General features: G+C 67.1%; 20 protein-coding genes. 16 read left to right on the top strand and 4 right to left on the bottom strand.

Annotation, left to right across the window (positions count from 1 at the left end):
- Positions 1–100: 100 nt before the first annotated feature.
- Positions 101–412, bottom strand: a complete 312-nt coding sequence (locus FA89_RS14945) for a hypothetical protein (RefSeq protein ID WP_185754394.1) — start codon at positions 410–412, stop codon at positions 101–103.
- Between the two features lie 142 nt (positions 413–554).
- On the opposite strand from FA89_RS14945, the gene FA89_RS19360 reads away from it, so the two are divergent.
- The 6 genes from FA89_RS19360 to FA89_RS14925 all read left to right on the top strand — a co-directional run bounded on the left by FA89_RS19360 (position 555) and on the right by FA89_RS14925 (position 4,378).
- Positions 555–1,232: a TonB-dependent receptor plug domain-containing protein gene (locus FA89_RS19360; protein ID WP_051938831.1), complete on the top strand. Its 678-nt coding sequence runs from the start codon at positions 555–557 to the stop codon at positions 1,230–1,232.
- 12 nt (positions 1,233–1,244) lie between these two features.
- Positions 1,245–1,703, top strand: coding sequence for a hypothetical protein (locus FA89_RS19355; protein WP_051938830.1), 459 nt, complete (start codon positions 1,245–1,247; stop codon positions 1,701–1,703).
- Positions 1,673–2,164, top strand: coding sequence for a TonB-dependent receptor domain-containing protein (locus FA89_RS19350; protein WP_185754523.1), 492 nt, complete (start codon positions 1,673–1,675; stop codon positions 2,162–2,164). Before FA89_RS19355 ends, FA89_RS19350 begins: the two co-directional genes overlap by 31 nt.
- Positions 2,165–2,292: 128 nt before the next feature.
- Positions 2,293–3,039: an EAL domain-containing protein gene (locus FA89_RS14935; RefSeq protein WP_036141703.1), complete on the top strand. Its 747-nt coding sequence runs from the start codon at positions 2,293–2,295 to the stop codon at positions 3,037–3,039.
- 80 nt (positions 3,040–3,119) lie between these two features.
- Entirely contained in the window at positions 3,120–3,785 is a 666-nt protein-coding gene (gntA, locus tag FA89_RS14930; protein WP_036141701.1) for a guanitoxin biosynthesis heme-dependent pre-guanitoxin N-hydroxylase GntA, read from the top strand.
- On the top strand, positions 3,782–4,378 hold the full coding sequence (locus tag FA89_RS14925; RefSeq protein WP_036141699.1) for a DUF1989 domain-containing protein: 597 nt from the start codon (positions 3,782–3,784) through the stop codon (positions 4,376–4,378). Before gntA ends, FA89_RS14925 begins: the two co-directional genes overlap by 4 nt.
- A gap of 27 nt (positions 4,379–4,405) precedes the next feature.
- Here FA89_RS14925 and FA89_RS14920 read toward each other — a convergent pair whose 3' ends face one another.
- Positions 4,406–5,569, bottom strand: coding sequence for a zinc-dependent alcohol dehydrogenase (locus FA89_RS14920; protein WP_036141697.1), 1,164 nt, complete (start codon positions 5,567–5,569; stop codon positions 4,406–4,408).
- A gap of 301 nt (positions 5,570–5,870) precedes the next feature.
- Here FA89_RS14920 and FA89_RS14915 point away from each other — a divergent pair, with 301 nt between their 5' ends.
- From FA89_RS14915 to FA89_RS14905, 3 genes are read left to right on the top strand one after another with little or no spacing between them, the layout of a single operon-like run.
- Positions 5,871–9,290 carry a response regulator gene (locus tag FA89_RS14915; RefSeq protein WP_036141696.1) on the top strand — a complete coding sequence of 1,140 codons (3,420 nt, stop codon included), beginning with the start codon at positions 5,871–5,873 and terminating at the stop codon, positions 9,288–9,290.
- A complete protein-coding gene (locus tag FA89_RS14910; protein ID WP_036141694.1) occupies positions 9,287–10,135 on the top strand; it encodes a CheR family methyltransferase in 849 nt (282 codons plus the stop codon). The genes FA89_RS14915 and FA89_RS14910 overlap by 4 nt, the downstream gene beginning before the upstream one ends.
- Complete coding sequence (locus FA89_RS14905; protein WP_036141692.1) at positions 10,128–11,720, top strand: response regulator; 1,593 nt, start codon at positions 10,128–10,130, stop codon at positions 11,718–11,720. Before FA89_RS14910 ends, FA89_RS14905 begins: the two co-directional genes overlap by 8 nt.
- On the opposite strand, the gene FA89_RS14900 is transcribed toward FA89_RS14905, so the two are convergent.
- Positions 11,708–14,080 (bottom strand): TonB-dependent receptor, encoded by a 2,373-nt coding sequence (locus FA89_RS14900; protein ID WP_036141690.1) that lies wholly within the window; start codon positions 14,078–14,080, stop codon positions 11,708–11,710. The two genes, FA89_RS14905 and FA89_RS14900, sit on opposite strands and share 13 nt — an antisense overlap.
- Positions 14,081–14,639: 559 nt before the next feature.
- Between FA89_RS14900 and FA89_RS14895 the strand changes: the two genes are divergently transcribed.
- From FA89_RS14895 to FA89_RS14875, 5 genes are read left to right on the top strand one after another with little or no spacing between them, the layout of a single operon-like run.
- The gene (locus FA89_RS14895) at positions 14,640–15,044 is read left to right on the top strand and encodes a hypothetical protein (protein WP_036141688.1); all 405 of its coding nucleotides are present in this window, start codon (positions 14,640–14,642) and stop codon (positions 15,042–15,044) included.
- A 12-nt stretch (positions 15,045–15,056) separates the two neighbouring features.
- A complete protein-coding gene (locus FA89_RS14890; RefSeq protein ID WP_240003911.1) occupies positions 15,057–16,871 on the top strand; it encodes a sensor domain-containing diguanylate cyclase in 1,815 nt (604 codons plus the stop codon).
- A 30-nt stretch (positions 16,872–16,901) separates the two neighbouring features.
- The gene (locus tag FA89_RS14885) at positions 16,902–17,564 is read left to right on the top strand and encodes an ABC transporter ATP-binding protein (RefSeq protein WP_036141683.1); all 663 of its coding nucleotides are present in this window, start codon (positions 16,902–16,904) and stop codon (positions 17,562–17,564) included.
- Positions 17,557–20,067 carry an FtsX-like permease family protein gene (locus tag FA89_RS14880; protein WP_036141681.1) on the top strand — a complete coding sequence of 837 codons (2,511 nt, stop codon included), beginning with the start codon at positions 17,557–17,559 and terminating at the stop codon, positions 20,065–20,067. Before FA89_RS14885 ends, FA89_RS14880 begins: the two co-directional genes overlap by 8 nt.
- A gap of 5 nt (positions 20,068–20,072) precedes the next feature.
- Positions 20,073–21,155, top strand: coding sequence for a carotenoid 1,2-hydratase (locus FA89_RS14875; RefSeq protein WP_036144496.1), 1,083 nt, complete (start codon positions 20,073–20,075; stop codon positions 21,153–21,155).
- On the opposite strand, the gene FA89_RS14870 is transcribed toward FA89_RS14875, so the two are convergent.
- Positions 21,145–22,524 carry a cation:proton antiporter gene (locus FA89_RS14870; protein WP_036141678.1) on the bottom strand — a complete coding sequence of 460 codons (1,380 nt, stop codon included), beginning with the start codon at positions 22,522–22,524 and terminating at the stop codon, positions 21,145–21,147. The two genes, FA89_RS14875 and FA89_RS14870, sit on opposite strands and share 11 nt — an antisense overlap.
- Positions 22,525–23,073: 549 nt before the next feature.
- Between FA89_RS14870 and FA89_RS14865 the strand changes: the two genes are divergently transcribed.
- Positions 23,074–24,270: a DUF2252 family protein gene (locus FA89_RS14865; RefSeq protein ID WP_036141676.1), complete on the top strand. Its 1,197-nt coding sequence runs from the start codon at positions 23,074–23,076 to the stop codon at positions 24,268–24,270.
- A 73-nt stretch (positions 24,271–24,343) separates the two neighbouring features.
- Entirely contained in the window at positions 24,344–25,528 is a 1,185-nt protein-coding gene (locus FA89_RS14860; RefSeq protein ID WP_036141674.1) for an AI-2E family transporter, read from the top strand.
- Positions 25,529–25,539 lie beyond the last annotated feature (11 nt).

Below are 25,539 nucleotides of genomic sequence, written 5' to 3'. Positions count from 1 at the left end.
TGCCCCTGGTGCACCGAAAGGAAGAGTCCAACAGCCCGCGCGTCAAGCGCAGGCGAATGTCGCAAGGGATCGCGGTGGTTCCCGTCACACCTCGCGTTCGTCAGGCGCTCGCGGCGTCGGGGTCTTGGTTGAAGACGCGGTGTCGTGTCGATCGCCGTCGCGGTGCCTCACCGAGCCAGCCCGCATCCGCCTGCGTATCGTCCAGCCACTCGCGTGGCAGCCCGAGGACGACCTCGATATGGCGGGCCACCAGGACGGGTATCTCGCCGCCCTGCGCCATGATCTCCAGGCGCTTCGCCGTCACGGGATTGCCGAGGTAGTCCACGCGGGCCTCCCACGTGACGATGTCGCCTTCGGTCATCCACTGAAGGATGCGGGCGAGCTGGGCATGGCGGGCGATTTGGATGGGCATGAAAAGATATACGTAGATCGGGACTATACGGATGTAACGGCCGACAGGCGGAACCCTGCAGTCGGATTGCCGATATCGCGCCTTGTTCGCCTGATTCGATTTACCCGCCACCACGGGCGGCAGCGCCACCACCCTGGATACCGTGAAGGTGAGGGGCCAGGCCGCATCGCCCTACACGGCCGACCATAGCGCCTCCACCACGCGTCTCCCGCTCACCCTGCAGGACACGCCACAGTCCATCAGCGTGATCACCGAGCAGCGGATCGCGGACCAGAACCTCACCAACCTGCGCGACGTGCTGGACAACACCACCGGCGTCTCGTCCACGGCATACGACTCCGAGCGCGTCGTGTTCTGGTCGCGCGGCTTCCAGATCGAAAACATGTCGTACGACGGCGTGCCGGTGGCGTCCAGCCTCAATATCGGCTCCGCCGATGCCTCGCTGGACACCTCGATCTACGAACGGATCGAGGTGATCCGCGGCGCCACGGGATTGCTCAGCGGCTCGGGCAGTCCGTCGACCAACATCAATTTCGTGCGCAAGCATGCCGACAGCCGCACGGCGCAGGCCAACGTGACGCTCAGCTATGGCAAGTGGAACACCCAGCGTGAAACGCTGGATGCCTCGGCGCCGCTCAATGCCAGCGGCAGCGTGCGCGGGCGTTTCGTGGCCGCGCACGAGGAGGGCGACAGCTACCTCGACCGCTATCACCAGCAGAAGAACGTGGCCTATGGGGTCATCGATGCCGACCTGGGCGAGGATACGACGCTCAGCGTGGGCTACGACTGGCAGAAAACACGGCCCACCGGCGTGACCTAGGGCTCGTACCCCGTGTTCGACGATGCCGGCGGCTTCATCACCTGGCCGCGCAGCTTCTCGCCCGCGGCCGACTGGAGCCACTGGAACAACACCACGCAGACGGCCTTCGTCGACCTTACCCATGCCTTCGCCAACGGCTGGCAGCTGCATGCCATGGCCAGTCACCGGCAGACGGATGCCGACTCCGCGCTGTTCTACGTCTACGGCTGGCCCAACCGCACCACGGGGGAGGGCATCACCCCGTATGCGTACAAGAGCTTCCAGCGCGGCAGCCAGAACAACCTGGATCTTTACCTGTCCGGCCCCTTCAGCGCGTTCGGCTGTGACCACGAACTGGTGGTCGGGCTGACCGGCTCGCAGTACCGCACCGATTATTTCGATGACCCGCATGGCGACCTGCCCGACATCGGCAACTACTTTTCGAGCAGGCCAGCAAGACCATTCCCTATGCCGGGCTCATCTACGACCTGACCCCCATCTACTCGGCGTTCGTCAGCTACACGCAGATCTTCGATCCGCAGAACAACCGGCGGCGGGACGGCAGCTACCTGGAGCCGGTGCTGGGCACCGGCCGCGAGGCCGGTATCAAGGGCCGGCACTTCGACGGCGCCCTGAACACCTCGCTGGTCGTCTTCGAAACGAAACAGGATCACGTGGCGGATGCGTTGCCGGCCTTGCGTCCCTCGTTGCCACGCAGCTTGGTCAGGCTGTTCAGCACGTACACGTTGCCCGATGCGTGGCATCGGGTCACCGTGGGCGGTGGCGTGAACTGGCAGGGGCCATCGAAGGCCCAGGTGGACGGGCCGTTCGGGCCCCAGCAGCTGGCGCAGTCGTCGATGACGCTGGTGAGCGCCATGGCGCGGGACTTCAGTAACCTCTATGACGCGCCCGGCGCCAGCTGGAACGTCACCTTCACCTACCGGTTCTTCTGAAGCCATGGGCCTGCGCGCGTCACGGGGCGTTCGCAGGCCTTTCGCTTACGCTTGCGCGCGGTGCCCCGGTCGACGACTCAAGGGGGCGCGGCTCCTGCCGATATCGGTAGGATGATTCGGGAGCGCGGATGACACGACAAAACACCTGTGGCGCCTGCCGCGATGGACACGGCTTCGCGCAGGCGATCACCATGGCCTTCCAGCCGATCGTCGACGTGCGCGACAAGACCGTGTTCGCTTACGAAGCGCTGGTGCGCGGCGAGGACGGATCGTCGGCGGCACAGGTGCTGGCCTCGGTGGATGCGGACAACCGCTACGCATTCGACCAGGCGTGCCGCATCCGGGCTCTGGAGTGTGCGGTCGAAGCGCGGCTTCCGGCCATGGTCTCGATCAATTTCCTGCCCAATGCCGTCTACAACCCCGAGCACTGCCTGCGCGCCACGCTCGGGGCGGCACAGCGGGTGGGCTGGCCGTTGAAGGATGTCATCTTCGAGGTGACCGAGCACGAGATCATCACCGACCACCAGCACCTGTTGTCCATCCTGCAGACCTACCGCCAGCGTGGTTTCAAAACGGCCATCGACGACTTCGGCGCCGGTTACGCCGGGCTGAACCTGCTCGCCGATTTCCAGCCCGATCTGCTGAAGCTGGACATCGGCCTGATCCGCCACGTGGACACCGACCGCGTGCGCCAGCGAACCATTCATCACATGCTGCGACTGTGTGACGACATCGGTGTGCAGGTCATCGCCGAAGGTGTCGAAAGGGCGGAGGAATCCGCCGCGCTGACCGATCTGGGTGTGCGCCTGCAGCAAGGTTTTCTGTTCGCCCGGCCCGAGGTCGGTCGGATTCCGCTCACGCATTTCCCGTCGTAAGACAGCGCGTTCACGAACGCTGCCCCGCAAGTTCACACGGTCATTTCCATAGTGTCGGTCTGTTACCCAGAGGCCCACCCATGGCTGAACGTCACGATATCGTCGCTGCATTTTCGGAGCACCTGGCGGGTGCCAACTTTCCCTGCCTGGCGGCCAAAACGGCCCATGCGCGCGATCAGGTCACTCATGTCGAGGCCGGCGATATCCGCTGCGGCCGGAGCGATGCGACCGTCGCCCAGGCCATCCAGGCCTTCGCCGCACGGCGCAAGCCGGAGCATGTGTTCCACAGCCTGGTCATCCATTTTCCGGACTCTCCCGCCCAGGACGAGGTCGCGTTCGAGACGGCCCTGTTCGCGCGCCTGCAAGGCATCCATGAGGTGGACCGCCAGTCGTTCGTCTGGGATCCGACCGTGAGCGCCGACCCGGGCTCGGACCAGTTCAGCATGAGCGTCGGCGGACAGAGCTTCTACGTGATCGGCCTGCATCCCGGCGCCAGCCGCGCCGCACGGCGACTGGCCCACCCGGCCATGGTGTTCAACCTGCACGCGCAGTTCGAATACCTGCGTGAGCAGGGTCGCTACGACCGGTTGCGCGAGGCCATCATCGAGCGCGACGTGGCTCTCAATGGTTCCGCCAATCCGATGCTGGCTGTCCATGGGCACAGTTCCGAGGCTCTGCAATACAGCGGTCGCCACATCAAGGGGCCGTGGGAGTGTCCCTTCAAGCCGAAGGGGACGCGCCAATGACAGCCGCGGCGATCCATACGATTCCACCACAGAGCGGCGTGGCCTTCGCGTTGAAGGCCGGCCAGCGCCTGACGGTGATCGACCCGATGGGGCAGCAGGTTGCTGACCTGCTGGCGTTCAATGCCGACGATGTCGAGGAAGCTATCTCGTCAGGACGGACGCTGGACTATGCCAGCAAGATCTACCTGTCGACCGGGGATATCCTTTATTCCAATCGCAGCAGCGAAATGCTCGAGATCGTGGCGGACGAGGTCGGTCGGCACGATTTCCTGCTGGCGCCATGTTCCGCTGAGATGTTTCGCAGGCTTTACGGACACACCGAACCGCATAAGGGCTGCTTCGGCAACCTGCGCGATGCCTTGGCTCCCTACGGCGTCAAGGCAGACCGCATTCCCACCGCCTTCAATGTCTTCATGAACGTGCCCGTCAACGGGCAAACGGGCGCTCTGACGGTAGAGCCACCGCTGAGCAAGGCCGGCGACACCACGGTGTTCCTCGCACGCATGGACCTCATCATCGGCCTGACCGCGTGCTCCGCCGGCATGTCGAACAACTTCGCCTTCAAGCCGATCCACTACCGCATCGACGATTGACGTCGATGCGGTATCGCGTCCTCGTGCTCAGGGGGTGAGCACGACCTTGCGGCAGTCTTCTTCCTTCTTGTCGAATATCTCGTACCCACGCGCCGCGTCCGCGAGCTTCATGCGGTGCGAGATGATGATGTCCGGCTCCAGCTTGCCGGCCTCGACGAATTCAAGCAGTTCGGGCAGGAATTTCTGCGCGTGCGTCTGGCCCATGGCCAGGGTCAGACCCTTGTCGAAGGCATCGCCGATCAGGAAGGCATGGATGAAGCCGGCATACACACCCGGAATGCTGACCACGCCACCGCGTCGCGTGGCGCCGATGCACTGGCGTAGTACTTCGCCCGAACTGGTTTCCAGCTTCAATGCGCTGAGCACGGTTTCGGTGGTGCTTCCCTTGGCTTCGAAGCCCACGGCATCGATGGAGGCGTCGACGCCGCGGCCCGCGGTTTGTTCGAGAATGAATTCGGATGCGTCCACTTCACTGAAGTCCACAGGGATCACGTCATACGCCGTCACGGCGAAATCCAGGCGATAGCGCTCGGAATCGACCATGTAGATACGTTCCGCGCCCAGCATCCTCGCGCAGGCGGCGGCCATGAGGCCGACGGGGCCGGCGCCGAAGATGGCCACGGTGGAGCCCCGCTCGATCTTCGCGTTCAGCACCGCCTGGTAACCGGTCGGCAGGATGTCGGAAAGAAACAGCACGCGCTCGTCGGACAGGCTGCCTGGCACCTTGAACGGGCCGACGTTGGCCTTGGGCACGCGCACGAACTCGGCCTGGCCGCCGGGTACGCCACCATATAGGTGGGAATAGCCGAACAGGGCAGCCGGCGGGGTCATCTTCGCGCGTTTGCGCAGGCTGGCACCCTGGTCGGGATTGGTCGTCTCGCAGGCGGCGAACTGATCGTTCTCGCAGAAGAAGCATTTGCCGCAGGCGATCACGAAGGGGATGACCACGCGGTCGCCTTTTGCGACGTTGGTCACTCCAGAGCCAGCCTCCTCCACGATGCCCATGAATTCGTGGCCGAAGATGTCGCCGTGCTGCGTTTCGGGAATCTTGCCGTGATAGAGGTGCAGGTCCGAACCGCAGATGGCCGTGGCCGTGACGCGCAGCACGATGTCGTCGGCGTCGACGATCGACGGATCGGGCATCGTCTCGACGCGAACGTCCTTGGAGCCGTGATAAGTGAGTGCTTTCATGAAGTCGTCCGCAGGGGAGGGTATTCCCGAGTCTCGACGTGGAGAGTTGAACGATCGGTGTTCAAACGTTGACGACGCGCTGATGATGCGCGACACGTGGCGGTCGCTGCGCAGAGCCGACGTGTCGTTCAACGTGAAAGCGCGGTGAAAAACGGGCGAGTTTCACGGTGCGAGCGGAGTGGAACACGGCCCTTATCGGTTCGACCCAGCGCCTCGGCATGATATCCTAGGCAGCTATCATCACGGTCTGGACAGGGGCGGTATGACTTCTCAGGTTTCCGGCGCAGCACGGTCCCGAAAGATGGATCGGCGGACGTCGCTGGCGCTAGGCGCGGTGGTCGTGTTTTTTGTGATCACCGGGTTCGTGGCCTACCAGAACATCGGCAGTATTCGAGAGAACAACCAGAAGGTCATTCATTCGCAGCAGACCGTCACGGGGCTGAGCGAAATCCTTTCTGCCGCGCAGGATGCCGAAACCGGGCAGCGTGGCTTCCTGCTCACCGGCAACGACCGTTACCTCGAACCCTACCGCGCGGCCCTGGCCAGTTCGGCGTCGCGGCTGGACGCCGTGCGCGAGGATGTGAAGGACAACGCCGCGCAGCAGGCCCGCCTCAGGGCGCTGACCGTCCGTTTCAACGACAAGCTGGCGGAGTTGAAGGAAACCATCGACCTGCGCCGCACGCAGGGCACGGACGCGGCGGTGGCCGTCGTCAACAGCGATCGCGGCAAGGCGGCTATGGATGCCATCCGTTCCCAACTGTCGGCCATGCAGGCCGCGGAACTGACCCGGCGCGATGCGCGGGTCGAGGAGATGGCCAGCGCCTACAGCAGCGCGCTCACCGGCGGTATCCTCAGTGCCTTGCTGGGCGTTGCATTGACTGTGTTCGTCGGCGTGCTGATCCGCAGCGCCTCGCGCTCGCGCCAGCGCAACGAGTGGATGCAGGAAGGGCAGCTCGGCCTGGCCGCGGCGATGCAGGGCGACCAGGGCACGCAGGAGCTGGGCGGCAATATCCTCGCCTTCCTCGCCCGTTTCCTGCATGCGCAGGCGGGTGCCATGTTCGTCGATACCGGCGCCTTCTACGAGCGCATCGGCGAGTACGGCCTGGCGCCGGGCAACGATACGGTGAAGCGCTTCGCGCCGCCGGAGGGCCTGCTGGGCCAGGCGGTGGCCGAGCGCCGTCTTCTCGCCGTGGACGACGTACCCGATGGCTACCTGTCGGTCGGCTCCGCGCTGGGCAGCGAGAAACCGCGCCAGCTGCTGATGCTGCCCAGCGTGGTGGATGGCGAGGTCAACGGCGTGCTGGAACTCGGTTTTTTCCGGCCCGTGGACGAGGATACCCTGGCCCTGCTCGGCGAGATGGCCGCGGACATCGGCGTCGCGCTGCGTTCGGCTACCTACCGTGCCGAGCTCAATCGCCTCCTCGAGGAGACGCGCCGCCAGTCGGATTCCCTTCAGCAGCAGAGCGAAGAGCTTCGCGCTTCCAACGAGGAACTGGAAGAACAGAGCCAGGCCCTGAAGCAGTCCCAGCACGAACTGGAACAGCAGCAGGCCGAACTGGAGCAGACCAACGCCCATCTCGAGGAACAGGCCAGCCAGCTGGAGGTGCAGCGCGACGACCTGGCGCGTGCCAACCTCCAGGTCGAGGCCAAGGCCGAGGAAGTGTTGCGCGCCAGCCGCTACAAGTCGGATTTCCTGGCCAACATGTCGCACGAGCTGCGCACGCCGCTCAATTCGGCGCTGATCCTCTCCAAGCTGCTCGCCGACAACCCGCGGGGCAACCTCACGGAGGAACAGGTCAAGTTCGCGCGCACCATCCATTCGTCCGGCAACGACCTGCTCACGTTGATCAACGACATCCTCGACCTCTCCAAGATCGAGGCCGGGCACATCGCCATCCGTCCGGAGCCGTTCACCATCGACGCGATGGTCAAGGGCCTGGTGCCCGGCTTCCAGCCGGTTGCCCAGCAGCGTGCATTGTCGTTCGAGGTCACCGTGTCGCCAGAGTGTCCCGCCGTGCTGAACAGCGACCGCCAGCGCGTGGAGCAGGTGCTGCGCAACCTCCTGTCCAACGCGTTCAAGTTCACCGAGCAGGGCGGCGTGAAGCTCGACGTTGCCGCGGGTGCGCAGGGCGAGGTGGTGTTCGCGGTGAGCGATACCGGCATCGGTATCCCGGCCGAGCAGCAGCGGCGCGTCTTCGAGGCGTTCCAGCAGGCGGACGGCACCATCAGCCGCAAATACGGCGGCACCGGTCTGGGGCTTTCGATCTCGCTCGAGCTGGCACGTCTGCTGGGCGGCAGCATCGCCGTGCACAGCGAGGCTGGCAAGGGCAGCACCTTCACGCTCACGCTGCCGGCCACGTCGCCGGTCGGCGACAGCGCCGGCGACGCGTCGCGGGTGGGTGGCGCCGTCGACGCCGGCCAGCCGGCCCGGGCGCCCTCGGCTACCGCGTCACCGGCCGCGTCGCTCCTTCCTGTCGCCCCGGCGCTCGCCCAGCGCATTCCCGACGATCGCGACGCCGACGACGACGACGCGCGGCGGGTCATCCTGGTGATCGAGGACGACGAGGCGTTCGCCCGCATCCTGCTCGACCTGACCCGCGAGATGCGTTTCCGCTGCCTGGTCGCCACCAGTGCACAGGAAGCCCTGGCGCTGGCCCGGCAGTTCCTGCCGCATGCCATCGTGCTGGACATCGGCCTGCCGGACCAGTCCGGCCTGTCGGTACTGGACATCCTCAAACGCGACGTGCGGACACGGCATATCCCCATCCACGTGGTGTCCGCCGAGGATCATTCCCACGCGGCGTTGTCGATGGGCGCGATCGGCTACCTGGTCAAGCCGGTGCAGCGAACGGAGCTGGTCGAGGTGCTGGACAAGCTCGACGCGCGGCTCTCCACGCATGTCCGGCGCGTGCTGGTGGTCGAGGACGATGCCGTGCAGCGCGACGCCATCCGCAGCCTGCTGGCCTCGGTGGACGTGGAGACCGTGGAAGCGGGCACCGCGGCGCAGTGCCTGAGCCTGCTGAAGGATGAGACCTTCGACTGCATGGTGCTGGACCTTTCGCTGCCCGATGCATCGGGTTTCACGCTGCTGGAAAACCTCAGTGCGGAAGGTATCCATGCGTTCCCGCCCGTGATCGTCTATACCGGGCGCGACCTCACGAGCGAGGAGGAATCGCGGCTGCGCGTTTACTCTCGCTCGATCATCATCAAGGGTGCCAAGTCGCCGGAACGCCTGCTGGACGAGGTGTCGTTGTTCCTGCACCAGGTGGTGACCGACCTGCCGGCGGAACAGCAGCGCATGATCGAGCAGGCCCAGCACCGCGACGCCTTGCTGGAAGGCCGCCGTATCCTGGTGGTGGAAGACGATGTGCGCAACGTTTATGCGCTCATCAACATCCTGGAACCGCGCGGGTGCACGCTCACCGTTGCCCGCAACGGCCAGGAAGCCCTGGATGCGCTGGCGCGTGCCGCCGGGCCCGACGGTCAGCCGATCGACCTGGTGCTGATGGACGTGATGATGCCGGTCATGGACGGGCTGACGGCGACGCGGCACATCCGCGAGGACCACCGCTGGCGGAAGCTGCCGATCATCGCGCTGACCGCGAAGGCCATGCCGGACGACCAGGACACCTGCCTGGCTGCCGGTGCCAGCGACTACATGGCCAAGCCGCTGGACGTCGATAAACTGTTGTCCCTGGTGCGCGTATGGCTGGCCCGATGACCTCACCCGCCACGCAGGCCGACCGCGTCGAGGCCATCGAGATCGAGCTGCTGCTCGAGGCGATGTACCAGCGGTTCCACTACGACTTCCGCGGGTATTCCCGGGCGTCGGTGAAGCGTCGCCTCAGGCAGCTGCGTGAGCGGCTGGGCTACCACACCTACTCCGCACTGCTCGAGGGCCTGTTGCACGATCCGGCCGTGGTGCCGCAGGTGATCGCCTATCTCACCGTGCAGGTCAGCGAGATGTTCCGCGACCCGTCGTATTTCCGCGCGCTGCGCGAGCACGTGGTGCCGCACCTGCGTACCTATCCCTCGCTGAAGGTATGGGTGGCCGGGTGCAGCAGCGGGGAGGAACTGTATTCGCTGGCCATCCTGTTCCGCGAGGAAGGGCTCGAACAGCGCACGCTGTTCTACGCCACCGACATCAACCCCGGCGCGCTGGAAGCGGCCGCCTCGGGCGTCTACAACCTCGACCGTATTCGCGGTTTCACCGAGAACCACCAGCAGTCGGGCGGACGCTCCTCGCTATCGGACTACTACACCACCGGTTACGGCAAGGCCACGTTCGACCGCCGCCTGCGCGAGCGGGTGGTGTTCTCCGACCACAGCCTGGTCACCGATGCCGTGTTCGGCGAGATGCACCTCATTTCCTGTCGCAACGTGCTCATCTATTTCGACAACACGCTGCAGGACCGTACCCTGAAACTGTTCAACGATTCGCTCATCCGCAAGGGCTTCCTCGGGCTGGGTTCCAAGGAGAGCATCCGCTTCTCCAGCCAGGCCACCGCCTTCCAGGATTTCGTGCCGGGTGAAAGGATCTACCAGAAGACGTCAGACGATGCTTAAAGAAGCCGATGCCACCCTGAGCCCGGTGTATGTCCTGCTGGTGGACGACCTCGACGACAACCTGCTGTCGCTCGAGGCGCTGCTGCGACGCGACGACCTGGTGCTGCTGAAGGCGCGATCGGGCGAGGAAGCCCTGGAGCTGTTGCTGGTGCACGACGTGGCCCTGGGGCTGCTGGACGTGCAGATGCCCGGCATGGACGGCTTCGAGCTGGCCGAACTGATGCGCGGCAACGAGCGAACGCGCCATGTGCCGATCATCTTCCTCACCGCCAGCACGACGGACAACCAGCGCAAATTCCGCGGCTACGAAGCCGGCGCGGTCGACTTCATCCAGAAGCCCATCGAATGGGACATCCTGCGAAGCAAGGCCAACGTCTTCTTCGACCTCTATCGCCAGAAGCAGCAGATCGCCGCCCAGCGTGATCGCCTGGAGGCCTACGCGGAAACACTGACCCGGTCGGATCGCTACAAGGACCAGTTCCTGGCCATCCTGGCGCATGAACTGCGCAACCCGCTGACCCCGTTGCGCATGGGCCTGGATGTCTTGCGCGGCCACCCGTCGCCCGAGCGTGTCGAGCAGATCCACGGTGTGATGGATCGTCAGCTGGTGCACCTGGTGCGACTGGTTGACGACCTGCTGGATGTGTCGCGGGTCAGCCAGGGCAAGATCACCTTACAGCGGCAGAAGGTCACGGTGGCCGAGATCGTGCAGGCGGCCCTGGAAGCGAGCCAGCCGTTCATCGACGGTGGCAGGCACGCGCTGCGCGTGGACGTATCGCCGCAGCCGATGTGGCTGGAGGGCGACAAGACGCGCCTGGTGCAGGTCGTCGGCAACCTGGTGAACAACGCCGCCAAGTACACGCCGACCGAGGGGCAGCTCGGCGTCGAGGCCTTCCGCGAAGGCGACGAGGTGGTCATCGTGGTGTCCGATAACGGCATGGGCATACCGGCGTCCATGCAGGCCAACATCTTCGAGTTGTTCACCCAGGTCGGTGAGCACCTCACCCGGTCGCAGGGTGGGCTGGGAATCGGCCTGGCCCTGGTCAGGCAGCTGGTAGGCATGCACCGGGGCACCATCGCGGTCAGCAGTGTTGGCGAGGGCCAGGGCAGTCGCTTCACGGTCCGCCTGCCGCTGTTGCCGCTGGAGCAGGTCGACGAGGCCTCGGCGCGCGCGCCCGATGAGGCGCATGGCCGGTCACTGAGCGTACTGGTGGTCGACGATAACGCCGATGTCGCGCAGACGCTCGGCTGGCTGTTGCACGACATGGGGCACCGTCACCAGGTAGTGCTCGACCCGCGCGAGGCCGTCGCGGCGGCGCGGACGTTCCAGCCGGATGTAGTGCTCCTGGACGTCGGCATGCCCGCGATGAGCGGCTACGACCTGTGCCGCGCGTTTCGCCAGGATGCCGATCTGGGCCACCTGCCGATCATCGCGCAGACCGGCTGGGGCCAGGCATCCGACAAGCTGGCCAGTACGGGCGCCGGTTTCGACCGGCACCTGGTCAAGCCGGTCGGTGCGGCCGAGCTGGCGGAAGCGCTCGATGGCGTGACCCGTGTGCCGGCACAGGCCGATCACCAGCGATAGGCCACCCGCGTGTACAGGTAGCGACCGCTGTAGCCGAACGGCGAGTAGTCGGGATACGGCCACGTGCCGCCGACCGCGCCGTCGCTGCCGGTCTTGTATTTCTGCGGATAGACGTTGGTGAGGTTGTCCACGCCGGCCGTGAACGTCCAGCCATGGGTCGCGTAGCTGGCGGACAGGTCGAGCAGCCAGCGTGCCGGAAACACCTGGTCGAAACCCGGGTTGCCGACCGGGTCCTGGTTCACGGTGAATTCGCCGTAACGGGTCAGGGCGCCGTGCAGGTTCCATCGGCCCCGCCCGTAATCGGTGCCCAGTGCGATCTTGTCACGCGGCGCGCCGCGCGTGATGTAACCCTGGGCGATGTGGCCGACGCGCACCAGTTCCAGCCCGTTCTGCGCCAGCGACGCCGGGTTCGGCGCGACCGAGAGGATCGATGTGTGGTTGCGGTTGTAGGCCGCGGTGAACTGTAGTCTGCCGGCGTCGCCCAGGTCGAGGCGGTAGCCACTGCTGAGGTCGACGCCGCGCGTACGCGTCTTCAGCGCGTTGGTGAAATAGCTGCCGCCCTGGATATGGGCGAAGCCCTGGCTGTCCAGGTAAGCCCGCACGGCATCGCCCACCAGGTTTTCGGATGGCACGACGCGGTTGCCGATGGTGATCTGGTACAGGTCGAGCGATAGTGTCCATGCGCCCGGCGCATAGACCGCGCCCAACGTGTAGTTGTGTGACTTCTCGGGCTTCAGCGGCTCGGCGCCGAGGGCACGCGCGACGGGGTCGCTCACCGCGAAGTTGCGGATCTGCGTCGGGACGCCGCCGATGACGTTGGTCGAGGTGGTGGTGTAGAACTGCTGCGGTAAGGACGGTGCGCGGAATCCCGTGGCGGCCGTGCCGCGCAGCGCAAAGGCATCGGTGAAGTCGTAGCGGGCCGAGAGCGTGCCCGACGTCGTGTTGCCGAAGTCGCTGTAGTGCTCGTGACGCACGGCCAGCGAGCCGCTGAGTTTATCGGTGATCTGGTTTTCCAGGCTCAGGTAGCCCGCGACATCGTGGCGGGCGTGGCTGCCGGCGTCGCCTGGCTGGAACCCCGGGAAGCCTTGCGCGCCGGTGCCGAGGTACGAGGACGGATCGCCCGCATCGATGGCGTACTGCTGGTGCAGGTATTCCAGCCCGAAGGCCAGCGTCAGCGGATTGCGCAGCCAGCCGACCTCCAGGTCGCGCGCCACGTCCACATCGAAGGCTTTCTGCGTCGCGGTCAGCCGCCCCGCGTTGAATCGCGTCGGGCTGGCGTCGCCAAGATCGACGTTGAGCGTGTGGATGGGGTCGATCCCGACCCTGTCGCGGCCGTAGTTGCCGCTGATGTCCCAGCGCCACCCGTGGGTGGTGGTGCCTCTCACGCCGGCCACGAGCGCGCTGTCGATCGAGCGTACGTCGTTCAGGGGCAGGTAGCCCTCAGGATAGATCGACCGCACGTTGCGCGCGCTGTCGTAGGTGCGGAACAGGGCGGGGGAGGTGCCCTCGCGGCTACTGGTGCTGGCGAACGCGTAGGCGTCCACGCCGGCCGACAGTGCGTACTGCACATTCAGAAGAGCCTGGTGGTTGCGGATATCGGGCTCGCCGATGCGCTGCGTGCGTTGGCCGTAGACCGGTGACGACGGGTCGCGATAGTCGCGGCCGCCGCGGTTGGTCGCATCCGCATGGCCCTGGACCAGGCTCAGGCGTGCCCAGCCCTTGTCGCCGCCCAGCGGCACGCCCAGGCTGGCCTCGCCCTGCCACTGCCGGCCGTCGCCCGCGCTGTAGCGCCCCGCGGTGATGCTGGCGGTGTTGGTACCCGTGCCCGCCGCGCCCTTGAGCACCACGTTGATGACCCCCGCGATGGCGTCGGAGCCATATTGCGCGGAGGCACCGTCACGCAGGATCTCGATATGGTCGATCGCCGAGACCGGAATCGCGTTGAGGTCGGCCGGGGCCGAACCCCGCCCGAGCGCACCCTGCAGGTTGAGCAGGGCACTGGTGTGCCAGCGCTTGCCGTTCACCAGCACCAGCGTCTGGTCCGGCGACAGGCCGCGCAGGGCGGCCGGACGAACGATGCCGGAACCGTCGTTGCCCGGCGCACGGGGAAAGTTGAGCGACGGTGCAAGCCGGGACAGGATCGCACCCAGCTGCGTATCGCCGAAGGATTGCAGGTCCTGGGCCGACACCACATCGATGGGCGAGAGCGAACTGCTCTGGCTGCGATCGACCGAGCGTGTGCCGGTGACCACCACGGTCTGCAGTTTCGTGGTGTCGTCCTGTGCATGCGCGGCGGAAACGAGGGTTTGCGCCGCGACCAGGACGGACAGCGACAGGCGCACGGGCAAGGCATGCTTCATGGGGCGGTTTCCTTGGTTTTTCAGGGGCGACCGCGCGCCGACGCGAAGGCGCCGGGCCGCCGGGTGAACGGGGAAGGGTGCCGCGCCGGCGACGCGCGCCGGCAGCGAAACATCAGCTACGACAACAGCGACACGCCACGATCGACAGGGCGATCGTGGAAGGCGTGTGGATGGGCTGCTGCGTGGTCACGATGGATTTTTTCCCCGGAAGCGTCGTGGCTTATGGACGTCTGGAAGGCCGAATGAAAATCCATGCTCGTGCACTATTCTGCGAATGTCAACGTGGCGCCGGGGTTTTCCGGTGTTTCGCTGCGTTCCGCTGGGCTGAGCCCGGGTTCTTTGGCGGGGCTCGGACGTCGGTGGCACCGACATATCGCCGCTCATGGCCGGTGCGACGTGCCTGCCGTGGATAAAAAGTGACAAAAGTGGCCATGAATTGACCCGGCATAGGGAACTGGGCGATCTAACCTGTTGAATTGAAGATAGGTTGGTGCGGCACGGCTCTTGCTTTACACCTCATGTCGGCCCCCTTGCCGGCCTTCGGATCGGGAGAGGCGACATGGTGGTGCTGCGCGAACTGGTGGAGCGTCTGGTCTGGCGGATGACGCTCCAGCGTCGTCTCGGTGAAGTCTTTGCCCTGCCGGGTGGCGCGTCGCTGGCCAGCCGTGCCGCGCCGTGGATCAGCGAAGGCGTCTGGTGGGGCAGGCACGATGCCGCGACCGAGGCCTCGGCACTGTTCGCTGCCCTGCATCGCGACGACATCCACGAGGCGGCCTTCCGCGCCCATCGCCTGCAGCGCGCCGGTCGTCGGCGCGGGTTGTCGGAGGTGGCCGTCGAGGCCGAAGCCCTGGAGATCGCCCTGGTCTCGCACGACACGTGCGGCGCGGTGGCTGTCTGTCATGCTTCGGTTCGCCTGGTGCGTTCGCTGACCGGCGAGGGCATACTTCTTACCTCGCAGCCCTGAAGGACTGTCGTCTTGACGCGATCTTGCCACCGTGGGCGCGATACCGGACCCGAGGTCCTGCCGGAGCGTGACGATGCAATGACCCCGGGCGTCACGGGCATCACGGAAAGCGAGCGCCTCGCCACCCTGCATGCCTTGCGGATACTGGATACGCCATCCGAGCCCGTCTTCGACGAACTGGTGCGGGCTGCGGCGCTGGTCGCCCGGCGCCCGATGTCCCTGCTCAGCCTGGTCGATGCATCGCGGACATGGTTCAAGGCCAACGTCGGCCTGGAGGGTGCGAACGCGGCACCGCGGGAATACGCCTTCTGCCAGCACGTGGTGCACAGCGGGCGGGTTTTCGAGGTGGCCGATACGCTGGACGATCCGCGTTTCACCGCGAACCCCCTGGTGATGGGCCAGCCCCATATCCGCGCCTACACGGGGGTGCCCATCGACCTGGCCGACGGCACGGTGCTGGGCGCGCTATGCGTCATGGACAGCGCGCCCGGTAGCCTGTCCGCGGAGCAGGTGGGTGTCCTCAAGCATCTGGGACATGCCGCCGGCCTGGCCATCGCCCAACGCGCCGAACTGGTCCGCCAGCGCGAGGCCGCCGAAAGCGAGTCGGCCCACGCACGCCACCTGGAAAGGGAACTGCGCGCCAGCGAGGCGTTCCTGCATCGCACGGGCAACGTGGCCGGTGTGGGCGGCTGGGAACTCGACCTGGCGAGCAGCACGGTGCGCTGGTCGGAACAGACCTGCCGCATTCACGAGGTGGCGGCGGGCTACCAGCCGTCACTCGACGAGGCGGTGGGTTACTACGCGCCCGAGGCGCGACCGCTGCTGGCCGAAGCGATCGCCGCCGCCATGGAAAAGAATCTGCCATGGGACATGGAACTGCCCATGGTGACGGCCCGCGGGCGGCCGATCTGGGTGCGTGCCGTGGGTGCGCTGGAACGGGAGGACGATATTCCCGTGAAGCTTTCCGGCGCGCTGCAGGACATCACCGACCGCCGCCGCGCCATGCAAGCGCTGGAAACGAGCGAGCGGCGTTTTCGCAAGCTGTTCCAGTATTCGCTGGGCCTGATCTGCACGCACGACCTGGAAGGCATCGTGCTCGCGGTCAATCCCGCCGCCGCCGCTTCGATCGGTTACGGCATGGGTGACATCCTCGGCCGCAGCCTGGGCGACTTCATGCGGCCGGAGCGTCGGGTCTACCTGGACCTTTATCTGGAGCGTATACGGGAGCACCGCATCGATGCCGGCATGTTCGAACTGGTGGCGCAGGACGGTTCCATCCGTTACTGGCGCTACCAGAACGTGCTGGATACCGACGCGGAAGATCCCTACGTGCTGGGCCACGCCCAGGACGTCACGGCCCAGAAGAGTTACGAGAAAACCCTGCTGGACTGGTCCACGCGCGACGCGCTCACCCATGCGATGAACCGGCGCTACCTCGCCGGGTTCGAGGCCGATCAGGGCGACGACATGCGCTGGGCGTGTATCGCCGTGGATATCGACCACTTCAAGCAGGTCAACGACACGCACGGCCACCAGCGTGGCGACGAATTGCTGCTTGCCGTCGCCGATATCCTGCGCGGCGCGTGTGTCCCGGGCGACGTGGTGGTGCGCATGGGTGGGGACGAGTTCATCGTGATCCTGCGCGATCCGCAGCGCGTCGACGAGGCACTTGCCCATGTCGCCCGCGCGCAGGCCGTGACAGGCGTGTCGCTCAGCATGGGCGTCGCGCTGCGCGAGGCGGGCGCGTCCGTCGATGAAGTGATCGCCGAGGCCGACCGCGCGCTGTATGCCGGACGGACGCATTCACGGCGCGAAGCGCGTCATTGATACACTGGGGTTTTGCGCAGGTCATACCGGATGCTCAGGGTCGATGGACTGGTCAAGACGGTGCCCGGAGGCCGCACGCTGTTCGATGGCCTCGATCTGGCGCTGGCCCCCGGTGAATTCGTCGCCGTCACCGGCGAATCCGGTGCGGGCAAGTCCACGCTGCTGAACCTCATCGCGGGTCTGGATACCCCCGATGCGGGGCAGGTGCGTATCGGCGGCACCGACATCGCCGGCCTGGACGACGATGGCCGCACGGCGCTGCGTCGCGACAGCATCGGCTTCGTGTTCCAGGCGTTCCATGTGCTGCCGCACCTGGATCTGGCGCACAACGTGGCGTTGCCGCTGGCCCTGCAGGGACGCGAAGCGGGCGAATCCCTGCTTGCCGCCGAAGCCATGCTCGTGGCGGTGGGCCTGGGTGGCCGCGGCGGCGCCTATCCGCGGGAACTGTCGGGCGGCGAGTTGCAGCGCGTGGCGGTCGCGCGGGCCCTGGTCCACCGACCCGGGTTGATCCTGGCCGACGAACCCACGGGCAACCTCGATCCCGAGACCGCGGCGCGCACGCTCGCGTTGTTCGTCGAGCGCGTGCGCGAGGCCGGCGCCGCGGTGCTGCTGGTGACCCATTCCGCCGTGGCGGCGGCCGCGGCGGATCGCACCCTCGTGTTGTCGCAGCAGGGTCTCGTGCCGCGTGGCTGAGCGCCGACTGCTGCCCCTTGCTGGCCGCTGGCTGCTCGGCAGCGAGTGGCGCGCCTATCCCGGCCGCGCGTTGTCGGCGGTGCTGGCCATTGCGCTGGGCGTCTCGCTCGGCTTCGCGGTGCACCTGATCAACGCGTCGGCGCTGGGCGAGTTCGACAAGGCCGTGCACGCGGTCAGCGGAGCGGCGGATCTCACCCTGCGCTCGGCCAGTCCGCTGGGTTTCGACGAGATGCTTTATCCGCGGGTGGCGCGCCTGGCCGACATCGACGTATCACCCGTGGTGGTGTTGCCGGCCACCCTCGACGGCACGACGCCGGTATCGCTGGAGGGCGTCGACCTGTTGCGCCCGGCGCCCACCGGACAGGCCACGGGGCCGATCGATGCCGGTGCCATGGGCGGCCTGCTTGCCGGTGACGCGATCTATCTTTCCCAGGGCATCCAGAAGATCGTCGGCCGTGCGCCGGGCGAGACAGTGACCCTCACCGCCAACGGGCGCAGCCGCCAAGTGCGCATCGCCGGCAGCCTTCCCGAGGGTGCCCAGCCGCGCGCCGTCATGGATATCGCGGCGGCGCAGTGGCGTTTCGGCGCCCTGGGCAGGTTGCAACGGTTGGACGTCCATCTGGCACCGTCGTCCGATGGTGCCGCGGTCCGGCGGGCCATTCGCGAAAGCCTTCCGGCCGACGTGGTGATCGCGGATGCCGCCAGCGATGTCGCCCGTAACGACGGCCTGTCCGCGGCGTATCGGGTCAACCTCGACATGCTGGCGCTGATCGCCCTGCTCACGGGCGGCTTCCTGGTCTATTCCGCGCAATCTCTCTCGGTGGCCCGACGACGGTCGCAACTGGCGCTGCTGCGGGTACTGGGCATGGCGAAGGGCAGCCTGCTCGCCCAGATACTTGGCGAGGCGCTGGCACTGGGCCTGCTCGGCGCGGCGGCAGGCATCGGCCTGGGTCTGGGCCTGGCCCAGCTGGCGCTGACGATGCTCGGCGGCGACCTGGGTGGCGGATACTTCCACGGCCAGGCGCCCCGGCTGGTGTTCGCGCCCTGGCCAGCGCTCGTCTTTGGCGCGCTCGGCGTCGGCGCGGCCGTGCTGGGCAGCATGGTGCCCGCACTGGCGGCCTCGCGCATCGCGCCGGGCATCGCGATCAAGAACGCCGGCGATGCCGTCGATCCGCGCACGCCCGCGCGGGTGCGGCCGGCGCTGGTGCTGCTGGCCGCGGCACTCGGCGCGTCGTTGCTGCCCGCCGTCGGCGGCATCGCCCTGTTCGGTTACATCGCCATGGCCCTGCTGCTGGCCGGTGGCGTGATGCTGATGCCGTGGTTGTCGCGGCTGCTGGTGGCACCGCTGCGCCTGCTCCCCGTGCGCTCGGTCGCGTTCCGGCTGGCGGCCGCACGGTTGTGGGGCGCGCCGTCGCAGGCCTCGGTCGCCCTGGCGGGCGTGCTCGCCTCCACCGCGCTCACGGTGGCGATGGCGGTCATGGTCACCAGCTTCCGGGGCTCCGTGGAACGCTGGCTGGGCGATGTGTTGCAGGCCGATCTCTACGTCGTGGCGGGGACGGGGGCGGGCGGCAGCTTCGACGCCGCGACCCAGGCGCGCATGCGCGCCGTGCCGGGCGTCGCCTGGCTGGGCACCCTTAAAGAGGTGCCGTTGCAGTTCGATGCGAGTCGACCCGCGGTCACCCTGGTGGTCAGGACGCTCGACGGACCGGGCGCGCGGCTGGCGCTGATCGGCCCCCAGCGGACGCCTCCGTCCGGTAGCCTTCCGGTCTGGGTGTCCGAGCCTGCCTCGCGCCTCTATCACTGGGCGCCCGGCGATACGCTGACCTTGCCGCTGCCGGGATCGCCGCGTGCAACCGTGGCCGGTGTGTGGCGCGACTACGCCCGCCAGCAGGGTGCCATCGTCATCGATGAGCGCGCGTATACGCGGCTGACCGGTGACCGCTCGCGCAGTGGCGTATCCGTCGGCGTGATGCCGGGTACGCCGGTCGGTGCCGTGGCGGACGCATTGCGCACGGTCGCGCAGGCAGGCGGTACGGCGGCGACCATCAGCCGACCAGCGGACATTCGTGGCACGGCGCTGCGAGCGTTCGACCGCAGTTTCCTCATCACCTACCTGCTCGAGGGCATCGCCGTGTGCGTCGGCCTCGCCGGCGTGGCGGCCACCATCGGCGCGCAGGTGCTGTCGCGCATCCGCGAGTTCGGCATGTTGCGCCACGTCGGTGCGCTGCGCGGCGATCTTGCGCGCATGCTGCTGATCGAAGGCACACTGCTGGGCCTGGTCGGTGGCGTGGCGGGTGTCGCCCTCGGCCTGGCCATGAGCCAGGTGCTGATCCGGGTGGTGAACCCGCAATCCTTCCACTGGACGATGGATACCCTGCTGCCGTGGCCGTTGCTCGGCGGTGTCGTCGTCGCACTGGCCGTGGCGACGGGAGGCACGGCGTTGCTGGTCGGACGCCGCGTGCTTTCCACCGATGCCGTGCGTGCCGTGCGGGAGGACTGGTAATGCGGATGACATGGCCGCGCCGGCTGGCGCTGTGGATGCTTCTCGGCGTGGGCCTGACCGCCGGCTCGTGCCCGGCGGGCGATCGTGTGGCGTACACGCCCGTCTCGCCGGTGTCGACCGTGGTGCTCCCGCGCGACCACGCGGCGCATCCGGGCTACAAGACCGAATGGTGGTACGTCACCGGATGGCTGCAGACGCGCGGCGGTCCGGTTGGCTTCCAGGTCACCTTCTTCCGCTCCCGCCTGCCGTTCGACGACGGCAACCCCAGCCGCTTCGCGCCCCGCCAGGCAATCATCGGGCACGTGGCGCTGTCCGATCCTGCCACCGGCCATCTCCTGGACGCACAGCGGCTGGCGCGCGAAGGATTCGGCCTGGCCGGCGCGTCGACGGAAGCCGCCGACCTGACGCTGGGCGACTGGCGCCTGCATCGCGAGGCGGACGGCCGCTTCACTACGCAGGTGCATGGCGAGGCTTTCGCGCTGGACCTGACGCTCACGCCGACCCAGCCGGCCCTGTTGCAGGGCGATGCGGGCTACAGCCGCAAGGGACCGGCGCCCGGTCAAGCCAGCGCGTATTTCAGCCAGCCGCACCTCGCGGTTTCGGGCAGTCTTTCGCGCGGCGGCCACAAGGAAACGGTACGCGGTGAGGCGTGGCTCGATCGCGAATGGTCGTCCAGCCTGCTGGACCCGAGGTCGGTCGGCTGGGACTGGGCGGGCCTGAACATGGATGATGGCAGTGCCCTCACCGTCTTCCGCGTGCGCGACGCGCAGGGCCATGCCGTGTGGGCCGGCGGCAGCCTGCGGGCCGCGGACGGCAAGGTGACGGTGTTCGGTCCCGCGGATGTCGTGTTTGCCCCGCGTCGTCGCTGGCGCTCGCCGCGCACCGCCGCGGAGTATCCGGTCGAGACCGACATCACGGTGACGCTGCCCTCGGGACCGTGCCGCTTCACCCTGCGTCCGCTGTTCGACGACCAGGAACTGGATACGCGGCGCACGGGCGGCCCGGTGTATTGGGAGGGAGCCGTGCAGACCGAGGGCGGGCGTGGCTATCTGGAACTGGTGGGCTACGGCGACAAGGTCAGCCTCTAGCTTCGCCTTTCTCGCCTTCGTGCCGGGCGAGTGCCCGGCTGCGCCAGTTCATCAGCGGCGTGGTGCTGGCGCCATGCGCGACGATGCTGAGCGCAACGACGGTCAGGACGGCGGACGCCGCGGTGCGTGCGTGCGGCCCCGCCAGTCCGTGGACGAGCGCGTACGCCAGGTAGTTCAGGCTGCCCAGCCCGCGGATGCCGAACCACCCGAACAACAACCGCCGCTGCCATGGCGCACCCGAACGCACGGTAGCGATCCACACGGCCAGCGGCCGGATCACGAAGAACAACGCCGCCGCCAGCAGCACCCCGTCGAGGGTGAACAGCGGCAGCACGCCGATGCCCACCATGAACACCATCGCCGCGCCGATCAGCCGCTCCATGGTCTCGCCGAAGGACAAGGCATCGGATACCACCCAGCCGACCGCCTGCGCCGGATGTTCCGCTTCCGCCGTTGTGCGCTCGTTGGGATTGACCAGGAATTCGGCCGGTGCGCGGACGCCATCGTCCTCGCGTGCCTCGGCGTTCTCGTCCACCGGCGGATGCCCATGGGTGACCCCCATCTCCACGCGGCGCAGGCCCACTCCCGCGGCGAACGCGGCGAGGAAACCGGAGCCATGCAATGCCTCCGCCGCGCCGTACGCCAGCGCCATGGTGCCCAGCGCGAGCAGGTCGCTCGGCGCCACCCCCTGCGCGGCATGACGAAAACGGGTGCCGATATGGCCCAGGCCCCAGCCGATCAGGAAACCGATACCGATACCGCCGAGCCAGTCCCAGCCCAGTTCCACGGTGAACCAGTGCGGCCAGAAGCCCGGATCGCCGGTTGCCTCACCGGTCATCCAGGCCAGCGCCAGGACGAGGAAGGGCAGGGCCGTGCCGTCGTTGAGACCCGCCTCGCCGGACAATCCGACCCGTAGCGCATCGTCGTCGCGTGCATCGTCCACCGACACCAGGCTGGCCAGCACCGGATCGGTGGGAGACAGGATGGCGGCGAGGGCAAGCGACAGCGGCCACGGCCAGCCGAACACCACATGCCCGACGACGCATACGCCGCCCACGGTAAGCACCATGCCCGGCAGCGCCAGGCGTATCGCCATGCGCCAGCCCGGATCGTTGAACGGCAGGCGCAGCTTCAGCCCCGTGATGAACAACGACACGATCATGCCCATCTCGGTCGCCGGACGCAGCCACCCCGTGCTTCGCCCGTCGAAGGCGAGGGCGGTCAGAGAGAGGACGGCCGGGCCCACGACGGCACCGGCGACGAGATAGATGGCGAACGTGGTGATCGGGCTTCGCCGGATAAATCCCGCACTGGCCGAGGTGGCGACCAGCAATCCACCGAAGAAGATGATCCAACCCAGATAGCCCATGGATGCAGCATGGAGCCTGGGGGATGAAACAGCCGCGAATATCTGCAGCTCCGCGCATGGTCGCGGCTTGTTGCGACGTCGATGCCGGAGCAACGGTCACTCGCATGGTAAGGCGACGAGGCGGCGGGTGGTCACACTCTGCGCTCGGGCAGCGGCCACAAGTGGCCGAACTCGCTCAGAGCGTAACCACCCGCCGCCTCTGCGACGCCATCGGCCATCTGGGTGGAGAGCAAAGTGTTGGCAACCTAGGGCGCTGAGCCCTGGAGAATCCGCCGCGCGCGATGTCGCGAGCGTTGCTTTCCCGACCCGTTACCTCAGTCGTGAGGGAGGTGTCGGGGGGTCATCCTCTGAGCGAGTTCGGCCGCTTGCGGCCGCTGCCCGAGCGCAGAGGGTGACCCCCCGACGCCTCCTTGCCGATGCCCGCCAGCCTTCCCAGCCATCGCAGAGCAACGCATGTCGTTTAGCCGTCTCGAACGCTTCACCGTCGCATGGTCAATCTGAGCGGCTGCATGCGCGTCACGATGGTGCGCAAGAACTTACGAGGCAAGCATGGCGAAGTCGATTCCACGCACACTGGAGGAGCGGGCTCCCCGGCTGGCCTCATTGCGCAATTTGAAGATGGCGAAGTCGGCGCACGCTTTTGTCCGTGGCAACACGGTGCAGTTCTACGAATGGCTGGAGAAGTCCGGGCGCGCGTTGCCCAAGGGCCCGGACCTCTGGATTTGCGGCGACTGCCATGTCAGTAACATCGGTCCCGTGGCCGACATGGAAGGCGGCATCGATATCCAGATCCGCGACCTCGACCAGTCCGTGATCGGCAATCCCGCCCACGACATCGTCCGGCTGGCGGTGTCGCTCGCCACCGCGGCGCGCGGCTCCGACCTGCCGGGCGTGGTCACGGCACACATGGTGGAGCAGTTGATCGACGGCTACGAACGCGCGATGGGCAGCGGCCGCAAGGTTTACCGCGTGGTGGAACGACCGGACGCGATCAAGCTGGTGATGAAGACGGCGCTGAAGCGACGCTGGAAAGACCTGGCGCGCGAGCGCATCGAGGGCAGCCATCCGGTCATTCCCGAGGGGCGTCGCTTCTGGCCGGTCACGGCCGAGGAGCGTGAGGAATTGCATGCGCTGGTTTCCACGGAGGGCATGCGCTCACTGGTGACGCAGATCGTGCATCGCGCCGACGACGCCGCCATCGAACTGGTCGATGCCAAGTACTGGGTCAAGGGATGCAGTTCGCTCGGGCGCCTGCGCTATGCGCTGCTGGTACGCGTCGGGCAGGGCAAGGGTGAGCTGTGCCTCGTCGACGTGAAGGAAGCCCTGCGCGCGGCCGCGCCCCGCAGCGCCGATGCCGTCATGCCACGCGACCACGCATCGCGGGTCAGGGAGGGTGCGCTGCACCTCGCGCCCAATCTCGGCCAGCGCATGCTGGGTGGGCGGGTACAGGGAAGGTCGGTGTTCGTGCGCGAACTGCGCCCGCAGGACCTGAAGGTCGATATCGAGCGCATGGACGGCGACCAGGCCATGGACGTGGCGCGTTACCTCGGCAACGTGGTCGGTCGTGCCCACGCGGCGCAGCTCACCCGCGAACAACGCCGCACATGGCTGGGCGAACTCGCGCGCAACCGGCCGGCAAACATCGATGCGCCGTCATGGCTGTGGCGCAGCGTGGTCGAACTTGTCCAGGCGCACGAGGGCGGCTATCTCGAACATTGCCGGCGCTACGCCACCGCGGCGCCTTGACGGCTTTCACACGGCGCCCTCACACGAGATGCTCCACTCCGCACCAAAATCAACCGAGTTCTCAGGGGAACCCATGAACAGCAGCACGCCGCCCACGAAACCGACGGTCGAACCGGAGGTTTCCACAGTGCTGGACTCCGCCGTCGACGACGCCGAAATGCCCTTGCCGAGCGACCCGAAGACGGTGTTCCTCGGTGGCCTGTTCATCCTTGCCGTGCTGGCGGGTGCCTTCGTCGCCAAGGAAGTCATCCTTCCCGTGGTGCTCGCCTTCATCCTCAAGCTGCTGCTCCAGCCGGTGATGCGGCTGCTGGCGCGGATCAAGGTGCCCCGGGTGCTGGCGTCGCTGCTGATGATCCTGGCGCTGTTCGGCATCCTGGCCGGTCTGGGCAGTGCGCTCAGCGGCCCGGCGAGCAACTGGGCCAAGCGCCTGCCCGAAGGCCTGCCGCGTCTGCAGCAGCGTGTGCAGGTGATCAGCGGTCCGCTCGACAGCCTCAAGGGCATGCTCGACCACGCCAAGGGCATGGTGGGTGGTGGCACTCCGGCCAGTGCCGGTGCCGTCACGGCGGACGAGAAACAGGCGGCTCCCGTCGCCGCGGGTTCGTCGGATATCCAGTCGACCATCCTTTCCGGCGTGCAGACGTTCGCCTCGGAGTTCCTGACCACGTTCCTGGTGCTGTTCTTCCTGCTCAATTCCGGCGACACCTTCCTGCGCCGGCTGGTGGAGGTGATGCCGCGCTTCAAGGACAAGCGCCAGGTGATCGACATCTCGCAACAGGTCGAGTCCGATGTGTCGTCCTACCTGGTGACGATCACCGTGATGAACGCGGCGGTGGGCGTCGCCACGGGCCTGGCCATGTGGGCGCTCGGATTGCCCGATGCCGCCCTGTGGGGCGCGGTCGCCTTTCTGCTCAACTACGTGCCGATCCTGGGGCCGCTGGTGGGCGTGGTGACCTTCCTCGGGGTGGGCATGCTCAGCCTCGATCCGCTCTGGAAAGCCTTCATGCCGATGGTCCTCTACGGCGCCATCCACATCATCGAAGGCGAGACGGTCACCCCGATGCTGCTGGCGCGTCGCTTCACTCTCAATCCGGTGCTGGTCATCGTGGCGCTGCTGTTCTGGGACTGGATGTGGGGTGTTCCCGGCGCGATCCTCGCCGTGCCCATGCTGGCCATCACCAAGATCGTCTGCGATCGCATCCGCCCGCTTGCCGCCTTCGGTCACTTCCTGGAAGGCGAAAAGCACGGCATCGACCCCTGACGAAAAGGTTC

The sequence above is a fragment of the Luteibacter sp. 9135 genome, from assembly GCF_000745005.1.
Classification (GTDB): Bacteria; Pseudomonadota; Gammaproteobacteria; order Xanthomonadales; family Rhodanobacteraceae; genus Luteibacter.
This window is presented reverse-complemented; position numbering and strand designations above follow the sequence as displayed.

What these genes read in the sequence shown, in the direction of transcription:
- FA89_RS14945 (WP_185754394.1), bottom strand. Translation starts at nt 412, where the DNA reads ATGCCCATCCAAATCGCCCGCCATGCCCAGCTCGCCCGCATCCTTCAG.
- FA89_RS14935 (WP_036141703.1), top strand. Translation starts at nt 2,293, where the DNA reads ATGACACGACAAAACACCTGTGGCGCCTGCCGCGATGGACACGGCTTC.
- gntA (WP_036141701.1), top strand. Translation starts at nt 3,120, where the DNA reads ATGGCTGAACGTCACGATATCGTCGCTGCATTTTCGGAGCACCTGGCG.
- FA89_RS14925 (WP_036141699.1), top strand. Translation starts at nt 3,782, where the DNA reads ATGACAGCCGCGGCGATCCATACGATTCCACCACAGAGCGGCGTGGCC.
- FA89_RS14920 (WP_036141697.1), bottom strand. Translation starts at nt 5,569, where the DNA reads ATGAAAGCACTCACTTATCACGGCTCCAAGGACGTTCGCGTCGAGACG.
- FA89_RS14915 (WP_036141696.1), top strand. Translation starts at nt 5,871, where the DNA reads ATGGATCGGCGGACGTCGCTGGCGCTAGGCGCGGTGGTCGTGTTTTTT.
- FA89_RS14910 (WP_036141694.1), top strand. Translation starts at nt 9,287, where the DNA reads ATGACCTCACCCGCCACGCAGGCCGACCGCGTCGAGGCCATCGAGATC.
- FA89_RS14905 (WP_036141692.1), top strand. Translation starts at nt 10,128, where the DNA reads ATGCTTAAAGAAGCCGATGCCACCCTGAGCCCGGTGTATGTCCTGCTG.
- FA89_RS14900 (WP_036141690.1), bottom strand. Translation starts at nt 14,080, where the DNA reads ATGAAGCATGCCTTGCCCGTGCGCCTGTCGCTGTCCGTCCTGGTCGCG.
- FA89_RS14895 (WP_036141688.1), top strand. Translation starts at nt 14,640, where the DNA reads ATGGTGGTGCTGCGCGAACTGGTGGAGCGTCTGGTCTGGCGGATGACG.
- FA89_RS14885 (WP_036141683.1), top strand. Translation starts at nt 16,902, where the DNA reads ATGCTCAGGGTCGATGGACTGGTCAAGACGGTGCCCGGAGGCCGCACG.
- FA89_RS14875 (WP_036144496.1), top strand. Translation starts at nt 20,073, where the DNA reads ATGACATGGCCGCGCCGGCTGGCGCTGTGGATGCTTCTCGGCGTGGGC.
- FA89_RS14870 (WP_036141678.1), bottom strand. Translation starts at nt 22,524, where the DNA reads ATGGGCTATCTGGGTTGGATCATCTTCTTCGGTGGATTGCTGGTCGCC.
- FA89_RS14865 (WP_036141676.1), top strand. Translation starts at nt 23,074, where the DNA reads ATGGCGAAGTCGATTCCACGCACACTGGAGGAGCGGGCTCCCCGGCTG.
- FA89_RS14860 (WP_036141674.1), top strand. Translation starts at nt 24,344, where the DNA reads ATGAACAGCAGCACGCCGCCCACGAAACCGACGGTCGAACCGGAGGTT.